General features: G+C 34.9%; 10 protein-coding genes. 4 read left to right on the forward strand and 6 right to left on the reverse strand.

Annotated features, from left to right (window positions below):
* Positions 1–23 precede the first annotated feature (23 nt).
* From HM982_RS10215 to HM982_RS10240, 6 genes are all read right to left on the reverse strand, one after another.
* Positions 24–1,202, reverse strand: a complete 1,179-nt coding sequence (locus tag HM982_RS10215; protein ID WP_179353058.1) for an acyl-CoA dehydrogenase family protein — start codon at positions 1,200–1,202, stop codon at positions 24–26.
* Between the two features lie 232 nt (positions 1,203–1,434).
* The gene (locus tag HM982_RS10220) at positions 1,435–2,466 is read right to left on the reverse strand and encodes an AI-2E family transporter (protein WP_179353059.1); all 1,032 of its coding nucleotides are present in this window, start codon (positions 2,464–2,466) and stop codon (positions 1,435–1,437) included.
* 143 nt (positions 2,467–2,609) lie between these two features.
* Complete coding sequence (locus HM982_RS10225) at positions 2,610–3,320, reverse strand: tRNA1(Val) (adenine(37)-N6)-methyltransferase (RefSeq protein ID WP_179353060.1); 711 nt, start codon at positions 3,318–3,320, stop codon at positions 2,610–2,612.
* A gap of 39 nt (positions 3,321–3,359) precedes the next feature.
* Positions 3,360–3,617, reverse strand: a complete 258-nt coding sequence (locus tag HM982_RS18525) for a four helix bundle protein (RefSeq protein WP_317167426.1) — start codon at positions 3,615–3,617, stop codon at positions 3,360–3,362.
* Between the two features lie 122 nt (positions 3,618–3,739).
* Entirely contained in the window at positions 3,740–4,270 is a 531-nt protein-coding gene (gene rimM / locus HM982_RS10235) for a ribosome maturation factor RimM (protein ID WP_179353061.1), read from the reverse strand.
* 173 nt (positions 4,271–4,443) lie between these two features.
* Positions 4,444–4,956, reverse strand: coding sequence for a 30S ribosomal protein S16 (locus HM982_RS10240; RefSeq protein ID WP_179353062.1), 513 nt, complete (start codon positions 4,954–4,956; stop codon positions 4,444–4,446).
* Between the two features lie 399 nt (positions 4,957–5,355).
* Here HM982_RS10240 and HM982_RS10245 point away from each other — a divergent pair, with 399 nt between their 5' ends.
* The 4 genes from HM982_RS10245 (at position 5,356) to HM982_RS10260 (ending at position 12,645) form a co-directional block, all read left to right on the forward strand.
* The gene (locus tag HM982_RS10245) at positions 5,356–6,594 is read left to right on the forward strand and encodes a DUF6252 family protein (protein WP_179353063.1); all 1,239 of its coding nucleotides are present in this window, start codon (positions 5,356–5,358) and stop codon (positions 6,592–6,594) included.
* A gap of 178 nt (positions 6,595–6,772) precedes the next feature.
* Positions 6,773–7,237, forward strand: a complete 465-nt coding sequence (locus tag HM982_RS10250) for a ferritin-like domain-containing protein (protein WP_246296708.1) — start codon at positions 6,773–6,775, stop codon at positions 7,235–7,237.
* A gap of 335 nt (positions 7,238–7,572) precedes the next feature.
* Positions 7,573–11,961: a DNA polymerase III subunit alpha gene (gene dnaE / locus HM982_RS10255; RefSeq protein WP_179353064.1), complete on the forward strand. Its 4,389-nt coding sequence runs from the start codon at positions 7,573–7,575 to the stop codon at positions 11,959–11,961.
* Between the two features lie 120 nt (positions 11,962–12,081).
* Positions 12,082–12,645 carry a TetR/AcrR family transcriptional regulator gene (locus tag HM982_RS10260; RefSeq protein ID WP_179353065.1) on the forward strand — a complete coding sequence of 188 codons (564 nt, stop codon included), beginning with the start codon at positions 12,082–12,084 and terminating at the stop codon, positions 12,643–12,645.
* Positions 12,646–12,655 lie beyond the last annotated feature (10 nt).

Genomic DNA, 12,655 nt, shown 5'->3' on the forward strand with positions numbered 1-12,655 from the left:
AAGACTTATGTTGACTTAATATTTTATTTAAAAGCGTTAAGGCCAGTGATATCTAAGCCTGTGATTAATAGGTGAATATCGTGGGTGCCTTCATAAGTAATGACACTTTCTAGGTTCATTGAATGACGCATTATACTGTACTCACCAGTGATTCCCATACCACCTAACATCTGCCTAGCTTCACGTGCAATATTAATCGCCATTTCTACATTGTTTCGTTTTGCCATTGATATTTGTGCTGAAGTTGCCGTACCATTTTCACGCATTACACCGAGTCGCCAAGCTAACAATTGTGCTTTGGTAATTTCAGTAATCATTTCAGCTAATTTCTTTTGTTGTAGTTGAAATTGCCCAATTGGCTTGCCAAACTGCATACGCTCTTTACTGTAGCGCAAAGCGGTATCGTAGCAATCCATTGCAGCACCAATGGCACCCCAGGCGATTCCAAAACGTGCTGAATCTAAACATCCTAAAGGCGCACCTAATCCAGATTTGTTAGGTAATAAATTTTCTTTTGGGATTTTTACATTATCAAAAATAAGCTCACCAGTAGCGCTTGCTCTTAGTGACCACTTATTGTGTGTTTCTGGTGTAGAAAAACCTTCCATACCGCGCTCTACAACTAAGCCATGAATACGTCCATTTTCATCCTTAGCCCATACCACAGCGATTTCACAAAAAGGGGCATTAGAAATCCACATTTTGGCACCATTTAAAAGGTAATGGTCACCCATATCTTTAAAGTTAGTAGTCATGCCTCCCGGATTAGAACCATGGTCGGGTTCGGTTAAGCCAAAAGCACCAATCCATTCACCAGAAGCTAATTTAGGTAAGTATTTTTGTCGTTGTTCTTCATTTCCATATTTCCAAATAGGATACATTACTAGAGAAGATTGAACAGAGGCTGTGCTGCGTACGCCAGAATCACCACGCTCTATCTCTTGCATAATTAATCCATAAGAAATTTGATCTAAACCAGCTCCTCCATATTCTTCAGGGATGTATGGTCCAAAAGCTCCGATGTCAGCTAAACCTTGAATGATTTGTTTAGGAAATTCTGCTTTTTGAGCATACTCTTCAATTATGGGAGAAACGTCACGTTTTACCCATGCTCTTGCTGCATCGCGCACTAATTTATGTTCTTCTGTTAATAATTCGTCAAGGTTATAATAATCTGGTGCTTCAAATAAATCTGGTTTCATGGAATTGATTTTAGATGCTAAAGGCTATCGCCTGCGCTCAAGTTAATGGTAATTATTGATATAATAGGAGTGAAAATGCTTAGCTGTTTTCATTCTCGAATTTATATAAAATGAGTTACAAAAATAACGAAAACGATTGCGGTTTTACAATTTAATAAGTGTTTTTTGACAGCGCTAATTACTAGGATTTGTTCAGCAGAAATAAAAAATTATCGTAGCAATACGGTTAATGTCAATCCATTTTTTTTAATAAATACGCATAAGCTTCCATGCCTTTTGTGTGGTCAAAAACAACTTTTAAAACGCCTATTAAAGGTAAAGAAATAACAGCGCCAACAACACCCCATAACGCTGAGAATACAATGATACCGAAAATGGTAATAAATGGATTTAAATTGATTTCATCACCGATAATCCAAGGTGTTAATACATAATTTTCTACAAGTTGTGTTACTGAAATAACACCAATAACAATTAGTGCAGGTGTTGATCCAGCATATAAGTAGGATAGTAATACAGCAACGCCACCCCCAATGATATTACCAACGTACGGAATTATTGAAAATAGTGATGCAAATAAGGCTAAAAACAAGGCGTAAGGCACAGAGCCAAATAAAAACCCTATGTAATAAATAACAAAAAGGAATCCCATAATTTTTCCTTTACCCACAAAATAATTTTTAATAGTTTGAGCAGACTTCACCATTAGCGAACTTATTGCGGCTTCATTAGAAAATTGTTTTTTAAAGAAATTTATAAATTGCTTTTTTTGCATTAAGAAAAGGATAATATATACAAAGATGATGAGTGATTGCGAGAGTAGACTCATTATAGAGGATAAAAATGTACTCGCTAAACCTTCTGCTTTTTCAACCAATTCTTTATTACCTTCAATATAATCTTTGTAATTCCAATTTAACCGGTCGTTTGTCCATTGAGATAATGAATTGAGTTTTTCGTTTGCTTTATCTTTAATAGTAGACCAATCTTCCGCCATGTTGCTTATTTGTGAATTTAAAAGCCAAAAAATCAACAAAAATAATATCAGCATAAGTAGAACAGCTAAGGTAATTGAAGCCCAATTTGGCAACCCCCAACTTTTAAGTTTTTGAACGGGTATATCTAGTAATATTGCTATAATAGCAGCCACCAATAAGGGAATTACAAGGTCTTTTCCGTAGTAAAATAAAGCTATTATACCTCCACTAAGTAACAGTGTTTTTATTAAATTAAGTCCTGAAATCTCTATTTTTGGGGTGCTCACGAAAGATTTTTTTAAGTTAGATACTTAAAAATACATCAAAATTTTACAATCAACACAATTTTAGTCGTTATATATTGAATGTGGTCATGCTTAAAAACAGTGAGGAATTTTGTCTTTAAGTCAATACTTTATTTTAAAACCAATTACATTTTTAAGTAAAAATCTTTAGTTAAGTTGATATAAGCTTCGGTGTATTGATGACGGGCTGTTTCTATAATCAATTCTGAAGCCTCGGTTTTTGTTTCTTCAAAAGAAAATTCTAATAAACTGCGTTTTACCTCTGTTTCGGGGTTGCCTTTAACATGAAGCAACCGATTAAGCTGTAAACCATTTTTTGATGCTAATTTTATAAATTCGGCTTCCTCTTTATAGGGGATAATCACACAAAATAGGCCTGTATTAGATAATAGGTTGCCTGCAGCATAATTTAAGTGTTCAAAAGGCATAGCGTCATTAAAGCGTGCTAAATCTCTTGCGTCGTTAGCTGTTTTGTAATTTTCGGAATAGAATGGAGGGTTGCAAATAATAAGGTCGTATTTATCATCAATTTCTTCAACAAATTCTAATAGTGAAGCATGATAACAAAACAGGCGGTCTGCCCAAGGCGAGTTTTCAAAATTTTCAGCACATTGTTCGTAAGCATCAGCATCAATTTCTAAAGCTTCAATAGTTTCAGCATGACTTCTTTGTGCTAGCATTAAGCTCAATACACCTGTGCCAGAACCGATATCTAAAACAGAAAATGGATCGTGAGCAACAGAAGCCCATGCGCCAAGTAAAACGCCATCGGTGCCAATTTTCATGGCGCAACGGTCTTGATTGACTGAGAATTGTTTGAATTTGAATGGCTTCATTAAAAATTCCAAATGTTAAACACCAAAATCCAAAACGGATTAAGATTTGTTAATAATTGCAGATAATATTTTCCGAAGTTGTTCCGCTTCATTTATAAGGTTGACTATTTCTTTGTCGTCAGGATTCATGTCTTTTAGTAACTTTAACCATAAGACAGATTCTTTGGCTTCTTTTCTTGAGATTTTTAATCTAAATTTAAAATCTTTATCCTCAAGCTTTTCATTAGCTTCTATATAGTTTGCGGCAACAGACCCAGATGATTTTACTAATTGTTTTCCGTCTTCAATATTAGAAATACTTCTCTAAGCTTGAATCTACAATTGCGTGCAAACAAGTAAGTTCTTTCTTCTAAATCATAAACTTTACCGCCTGCCATAATCCTACTCTTTGGGATTTGTTATTTTCAATTTGGAATTTGTTAATTTTCAATATAAAGCTCAATCAAGCCTTCAGGTGTATTAACTTCAATGGTCTTATTTTCTCGGTCTACTTTAACTATAAACTCATCGTTCATAGGAATTAAAATTTCTGTGCCATTTCGGTCAATTTCGAATAAAGATTGTGCTGTGGTATCATTAATACTTTGTAGAACTCCTACATCTCCAAAATTTGTATCCTTAATGGTGAATCCTATAACTTCATGAAAATAAAATTTATTGCCTTCAAGCTTAGGAAGTAAATCTAACGGTAAATATAATTCGGTTTTTATTAAAGCATCAGCATCAGCTTCATTATCGACGTCTTCAAATTTTAAGCGTAGTAAATCCGATTTATGTAATTGTGATGTTTCAAGAAAGAAAGGGACTAAGTTCCCTCTTAAATCTAAGAATACAGCATCTAAATTATCATATAAATCAGGTTCGTCAGTATCTAGCTTTGCAAGGAGCTCTCCTTTGAAGCTGTATTTTGATACAATTTTTCCTAAATAAAAACAGTCTTCTTTTTTCATGACAAATGTATTGGTCATCCTGAACTTGTTTCAGGATCTCTTTCTAAGATAAATGAGATTCCGCTTTTCAGCGGAATTTGTTCAATGACGTATTTTGGAAAAAGCCAAAATACTATTTCACAAAAAAACCCAGACTAAACTAGTCTGGGTTAAAAGTATAAAAAAATTATTTTTTATTCTTCTTCGTTAGCTGCTGTTTCTTCAGTTGCAACATCTTCTGCTACTTCTTCTTCAACAACTGGTGCAGCTGCAGCGATACGTGCTTCATTTACTGCTTTCTCAGCTTCATGTGCTTTAGCTTTAGCTTCTGCATCGGCTTTAGATAAACCTTCAGTTTTTGCTTCAACTTTAGCCGCTTTTTCTTCTAACCAAGCGTTGAATTTTTCTTCAGCTTGCTCTTCAGTTAATGCACCTTTTCTAACACCACCAGCTAAATGGTTTTTTAACATCGCTCCTTTATAAGATAAAATAGCTTTTGCTGTGTCAGTTGGTTGTGCACCGTTTTGTAACCATTGTACAGCTCCGTTAACATCTAATTCGATAGTTGCAGGATTTGTGTTTGGATTGTAAGCACCTAATTTCTCTAAGTATTTACCATCTCTTTTAGAGCGTGAATCCGCTGCTACGATCCAGTAATAAGGTTTTCCTTTTTTACCGTGTCTTTGTAATCTAATTTTTACAGGCATAATAATTAATTAGTGAGGTTCTCGACCTCTGTTATTAATAATAACCTTCGCGACAAAATCATCTATGTCGTTTAGGCGGGCGCAAATATACTCTTTTTTTTTAATATAGAGGCTATTCATATCTTTTGTTTTTAACTGAAAATGAGACGAAAGGTGTAGGTGTAATATGCTTTGTATAGAGATATTTTAATGCTGTAATCTATGAAATAGCTGAATTATGACAAATATGAATGATTTCATGTGAAAAAAATGTAAATAAAATGAGTTATTATAGGGTTTTATTGCGTTTAAACGAAAAGAAAAATTCAAGATAGCGGCAATATGAAAAAAAATTATACTTTTGGCATTCTTGTTTCGTTATCATTGGAGCATAGATAAAATTTCTTTTTATTTTAAAATATGAAAAAACTAATACTCTTATCTCTTGTTTTTTTCACTGTTTTCAGTTGCGGTGATGAAGTCCAATTTAGTTCACCTGCATTTCAAGGGTCATATAATAATCAATTATGGAGAGCTCAAGCTTTTTCAGCAAGTATTAGTGAAACTGGTATTTTAACACTTACAGGAACAAATAATGTAGAGACTTTAGAGTTGATTCTGCCTACAGCAACCGTTGGAACTTATGTTTTAGGTGATGTTGAATCTATTGAGGCCAAATTTACCGCCGTAGATGGAACAGTTTATTCTACTAATAACCCAAGTAATTCTTTGTATCCTGATTATGGTGAAATAAGATTAAATGAAATTTTAAATAACACCTTTACAGGAACGTTTCGTTTTAATGCTTTTGATGCAACAGGAACCAATGTCGTTAATTTTACAGGAATAACAGAAGAAATAGATAGTGCAACGGATGAACCAATTTATGGAGGTATATTCTTTAAAGTTCCTTTGGTATCTGGTGCCATTCCTTCGGACCCTGTGGTTTGTGAGGATGTAGAGGATCTTGCTAATGTAGCTTTAGCCGCTTACGAAGCTTCAAATTCACCAGATTTAGAATTTATAATTAGAGCAGATGTAGAAGCGGCATGCCAAAACTATATCGCTGCACTTATTAATCAACGTAATTATTGTGGTGATGTTGATGGCGCCATACAAACAATAATAGATGGTTTAGGTAGTTGTGATATGTCTTGCGACGATGCAATCGCTAATGTAGAGGAAGCACAAACCCAATTAATTGTCGCTACTATCGGAAATTATTTTGAAAAATGTGCACAATACCAGTTTCATTTAGAAGAGCAAATTGATATTTGTGGTGATGACGATGGAAGTATCCAAGCCTTAATTGATACTCTAGACTGTGGTGATGATGATAATGATAGCATACCAAATGTTTTTGAAGACTTTAATGGTAATGGCGATTTTGAAGATGATGATACAGATAGTGATGGTATTCCAAACTATTTAGATAACGATGATGATGGTGATGGTGTCTTGTCACAATATGAAGCTGTAGATGAAAATGGTAACCCTGCGGATACAGATGGTGATGGCCAAGTAGATTATTTAGATAATGATGATGATGGTGATGGTATTTTAACCATAGACGAAAGTGCTGATCCAAATGCTGATGGTAATCCTGACGATGCTGTTGATACTGATGGTGATGGTGTCCCAGATTATTTACAGGCTTAAAAAAATAAAATTTTTATAAAAAAAAGCGTTGCTCTTCTGAGTGACGCTTTTTTTTTGTTAAATACACTTAAGTCTTTGTTAAGGGTGTTAATTTTCTTGATTTGTTCTGCTTTGAGCACTATATTAAAGCTGATGTGAAACAATACACATCCTAAAAGAATATATTGAAACGGATAAAATGATAAAAGATAAAATGAAGTTTTCAAAAGACATATCAAATAAATTAAACGAATTACTAGTCAAAAATTACGATGCAGAAAAAGGCTATATTAACGCTATAGAAAATATAGAGAGTGATAAATTAAAAATGTATTTTAAGCGAAGAGCCTCGGAACGTAGTGAATTTGCAAAAGAATTAAGAACTGAGATTTTGCAATACGGTGAAATACCAGAAGATTCAGGAAGTTTTAAAGGCGTCGTACACAGAAACTGGACAAGTTTAAAAGCCACATTTTCTTCCAATAATGAAGAAATGGTTCTTGAAGAAGCTATTAAAGGTGAAGAAGCTAGTTTAGAAGAGTACAATGAGTTACTCAAAGAGCGTAACTTGCCACCGAGTATTGATGCCTTATTGTTGAAGCATAAAAATGCAATTCAGTCGGCAATCAATACTGAAAAAGTTCACGAAGAACTCGTATCGTAAATATCATATTAAATAGATTTGAAAAGTCAGTCTAAATAGATTGACTTTTTTTATGTTCAAAACTCTTTTAAAGTTCACTTTAATAAGGTGCAAATTCTATGTAATTTTATAAGCTAATTTTTTTTGTCACACTGAGTGTAGTCAAATTGCTATTAACAACTTGGTTTTGAATGGCTTCGACTGCGTTCAGCATGACATTAATTTTTCAGTTTGCGCTTATGCGCCTTCGAGAGAAAAACCAATGCAACAATTTATGCTGAACTTATTTCAGTATTTGGTTTATAGTTCAGATTATAACTTTGAACTTTAAACTCTAAACTTTTGAACCTTAACGTATGTACTTAATATTCGATACCGAAACCACAGGATTACCAAAACGTTGGGATGCACCAATCACAGATACCGATAATTGGCCGAGGTGTATTCAAATTGCATGGCAATTGCATGATGGCATGGGGAATTGTATTGAACATCAAGATTATTTGGTGAAACCAGAAGGTTTTAATATTCCTTATGATGCTGAAAAAATACACGGAATTTCTACAGGATTAGCCGAAGAACAAGGCGTACCATTGGCAGAAGTTTTAGAGAAGTTTAATGCAGCTTTAGCGAAAACCAAATTTGTAGTCGGACAAAATGTAAAGTTCGATTTAAATATTATGGGGGCGGAATTTGTTCGTGAAGACGTCACAAATTCACTTCAAGAATTACCAGTTTTAGATACTTGTACCGAACATACCGCAAGTTTATGCCAAATTCCTGGTGGACGCTATGGGAAATTTAAGTTACCAACCTTAACGGAGTTACACGAATATTTATTCAACAAACCATTTTCGGAAGCACACAACGCTACGGCCGATGTTGAAGCAACAACACGTTGTTTTTTAGAATTAATTCGTCGTAAGCAATACACCAAGGAACAGCTTGATGTAGAGCCTGATTATTTTGAGAATTTTACGCAAGAAAATCCTGCTGAAATTCAGCTTATTGGTTTAAAACATATCAACCTTAAGAAAGAAAGTGCAAAGATTAATGCACGTCTTCAAAAAGAACAGGCCAACAAAGCCACACCAACAGAAGTAAATAAAGAGGCCGCTTCACAAATAAAGGATGTAGACTTTGCGCATTTGCATAACCATTCGCAATATTCCATTCTTCAATCAACCATTAGTGTAAAAGATTTAGTAGCAGCAGCAGCCAAAAAGAATATGCCTGCGGTTGCAATGACTGACCATGGAAATATGATGGGAGCTTTTCACTTTGTGAGTGCTGTTTCTGGTCATAATAAAAAGGTAAAGGCACAGCATGCAGAGGCCGAAGCAGCCGGATTAGAAAAGAAAGGAAAACTTATAAAACCAATTATTGGTTGTGAATTCTTTGTGTGTGAAAACCACGAAGACAAAACCCGAAAAGACAACGGTTACCAAATTGTGTTAATGGCAAAGAATAAAAAAGGCTATCACAATTTAGCAAAACTGTCGTCTGCAGCCTTTACCAATGGGTTTTATTATGTACCGAGAATTGATAAAAAACTGATTGAGAAATACAAAGAAAATTTAATCTGTCTAACAGGAAACCTTTATGGAGAAGTACCAAGTAAGGTATTAAATGTTGGTGAAAATCAGGCGGAAGAAGCCTTGTTATGGTGGAAAGAGACCTTTCAAGATGATTTGTATATTGAGTTAATGCGTCACAATCAGGAAGATGAAAACCGTGTGAATCCGGTGTTAATTCAATTTTCTAAAAAACATGATATAAAATTAGTCGCTACTAATAATACGTATTATGTTGACCAAGAAAATGCCAATGCACACGATATTTTATTGTGTGTAAAAGATGGTGAAAAACAAGCGACACCAATTGGTCGTGGTCGAGGCTATCGCTATGGTCTACCAAACCAAGAATATTATTTTAAGTCTTCTGAAGAAATGAAGGCTTTATTTAAAGATGTACCTGAAGCCATTGTGAACATCCAAGAGGTTGTTGATAAAATTGAACCTTACGAGTTGGCTCGTGATGTCTTATTGCCTGCCTTTGATATACCCGATGAATTTAAGCACAAAGATGATGAGGCTGATGGCGGTAAGCGTGGAGAAAATGCCTTTTTAAAACATCTAACTTATCAAGGTGCAAAAAAACGCTATGGTGAAATTACACCAAAAATAAAAGAGCGTCTCGATTTTGAGCTAAGCGTTATTGAAAATACAGGGTATCCAGGTTATTTCTTGATTGTAGAAGATTTTATTCGCGAAGCCCGTAAAATGGATGTTTCCGTAGGTCCTGGTCGTGGTTCCGCAGCAGGTTCAGTGGTCGCATATTGTTTATGGATTACTAATATAGACCCCATAAAGTACGATTTACTTTTTGAGCGTTTCTTAAATCCAGACCGTGTAAGTATGCCCGATATTGATATCGATTTTGATGATGAAGGTCGTGGTCGAGTGATGGATTATGTTATTGATAAATATGGTGCCAATCAGGTAGCGCAGATTATTACTTATGGTACCATGGCTGCAAAATCATCGATTAGAGATACTGCTAGAGTTTTGGACTTACCCTTAAACGAAGCCGACCATATTGCGAAATTAATTCCGTTGATGTCTAAACTCGGGAAAATTTTCGGTTTAGATGAAAAGGAACTCGCTAAGAAATTTAGAGCCGAAGATTTAGAGAAAATTAATGAATTGCTCAATATTTCCGATGGTGATGATTTACAAGCTGAAACTATTAACCAAGCTCGAATCTTAGAAGGTTCGGTTAGAAATACAGGAATTCACGCTTGTGGTGTTATTATCACACCAGGTGATATAACTAATTATGTTCCCGTTTCCTTAGCTAAGGATTCCGATTTATACGTCACACAATTTGATAACTCGGTTGTAGAAAGTGCTGGCCTGTTGAAGATGGATTTCTTGGGCTTAAAAACCTTGACTTTAATTAAGGATACGGTTAAGATTGTAAAGGCGAAGCACGATATTGATTTAGACCCCGATAGTTTTCCGCTCGATGATGTAAAAACATACGAATTGTTCCAACGTGGTGAAACCGTAGGAGTGTTTCAGTATGAATCGCCAGGCATGCAAAAACACATGAAGAACTTAAAGCCAACGGTCTTCGATGATTTAATTGCGATGAATGCTCTGTATCGCCCCGGACCAATGGAATATATTCCGAGTTTTATTGCGCGTAAACATGGTGATGAAGAGATTGATTACGATTTACCAGAGATGGAAGAGTACCTTCAGGAAACCTACGGCATTACAGTTTACCAAGAGCAAGTAATGCTTCTGTCTCAAAAATTAGCAGATTTTACTAAGGGTGAAGCCGATGTCTTGCGTAAGGCGATGGGTAAGAAACAAATTGCGGTTTTGGACAAGATGAAGCCAAAATTTATTGAGCAGGCAAGTTCTAAAGGCTTAGATGCCAAAAAGCTTGAAAAAATTTGGAAGGATTGGGAAGCTTTTGCAAGTTATGCTTTTAACAAATCGCACTCTACCTGTTATGCTTGGATTGCTTATCAAACCGCGTATTTAAAGGCGCATTACCCAGCAGAATATATGGCTGCGGTACTGTCTAATAATATGAATGATATTAAATCCGTGACCTTCTTTATGGAAGAGTGTAAACGGATGCGTTTGCCCGTTTTAGGACCCGATGTTAATGAGAGTTTTTATAAATTTTCGGTAAACAAAGATAATGCCGTGCGTTTTGGAATGGGCGCCATAAAAGGGGTTGGCCATGGCGCTGTACAGACCATTGTGGACAACCGACAAGAGGGCGGAAACTACAAATCTATTTTTGATTTTGCTAAACGTATCGATTTACGTGCTGCCAATAAAAGAGCATTCGAAGGTTTAGCCAATGCTGGCGGATTTGATTGCTGGTCAGACACGCACAGAGCACAGTATTTTGCTCATGATGGTGATGGTATCAGCTTCTTAGAAAAAGCCGTAAAGTATGGCGCAAAACATCAAGAAAATGAAAACTCAGCACAAGTTAGTTTGTTTGGTGAGGCAAGTGATGTGCAGATTGCAGAACCTGTAGTTCCACCTTGTGAGGATTGGGGTACTATGGAAAAATTATCGCGAGAACGTGAAGTTGTTGGGATTTATATTTCGGGCCACCCACTAGATGATTTTTCAATTGAAATGAAAACATTTTGTAATGGTGTCGTTGCGCATTTTAATAATTTAGAAGCCATTGTTAATAAAGAAGTCACCTTTGGTGGTGTCGTCACTGATGTGCAACATCGTGTTAGTAAACAGGGTAAAGGTTGGGCCATTTTTACGATTGAAGATTATACCGATAGTTTTGAATTCAGGATTTTTGGAGAAGATTATTTAAAGTTCAGACACTTTTTTGTCATCAATTCTTTTGTCTATGTGCGCGCTTTTGTTCGCGAAGGTTGGGTAAATAGAGATACAGGTAAAAAAGGCGAACCAAGAATTCAGTTTAATAGTTTCCAGTTGCTACATGATGTGATGGATACTTATGCAAAAAAACTATCGATACAACTTAATATTAGAGATTTAGAAAAAGATAAAATTAATGTGTTGTACGACTTAATTAAGTTTCATGAAGGCAATCAGACCTTAACTTTTGTGGTCTATGATAATGCTGAAAAAATAAAGGTCCAAATGCCTAGCCGAAAGAATAAAATTAAAATTTCTCAAGGCTTACTGAATAGTTTGAAAGAGAACGATGTGATGTATAAGTTGAATTAGATGTTTAGAGCGTAATAATTTAGACGGGTAAGTTAGTATGTTTTACAAGCTTAATTGATTTTAGTTTAAAATAATAGACAGACCTGTCTGTTTTTAAAAAATACTTTATATATTTGCATCATGAAACATGCCGAAGTAAAAAATAGAATTACAGAAACGGCCTCATTTTTATTTTATAAGAATGGGTATAATTCTACAGGTATCAATCAAATTATTGCGGAAGCAGGAATTGCTAAGGCAACGTTGTATAATCATTTTAAATCTAAAGAAGAGATTTGTCTGGCATATCTTCAGCACAAGAATATTAATTTTCTAGGTGATTTTGAAACTTTTACAATGTCTAAACCAAAAGGAAAAGAGCAAATCCTAGCAATATTCGATTTCCTTCAACTGTTTTATCAAGATAAAGATTTTAATGGGTGTTGGTGTATTAAAACGGTTTCGGAAATTCCAAAAGATAATGAGATGATCCGTAATGAAATTCAATCTCAAAAAAATGATTTTATTGCCATCATAGAAAATTTGATTACTAATAACTTAGAACAAGTAAAAAGTGAACAAGTAAATTCACTCGCAAGACAAATCTATTTACTTTACGAAAGTGCCGTTGGAGAAAGTCACTTGCATCAAGAGGATTGGCCTATTGTTGAGTCTAAAAATTTATGTGAAATAATAATAGCTTAAAAAAATTTGC

Origin of the sequence: Winogradskyella vidalii (assembly GCF_013403955.1) — a bacterium.
Classification (GTDB): domain Bacteria; phylum Bacteroidota; class Bacteroidia; order Flavobacteriales; family Flavobacteriaceae; genus Winogradskyella; species Winogradskyella vidalii.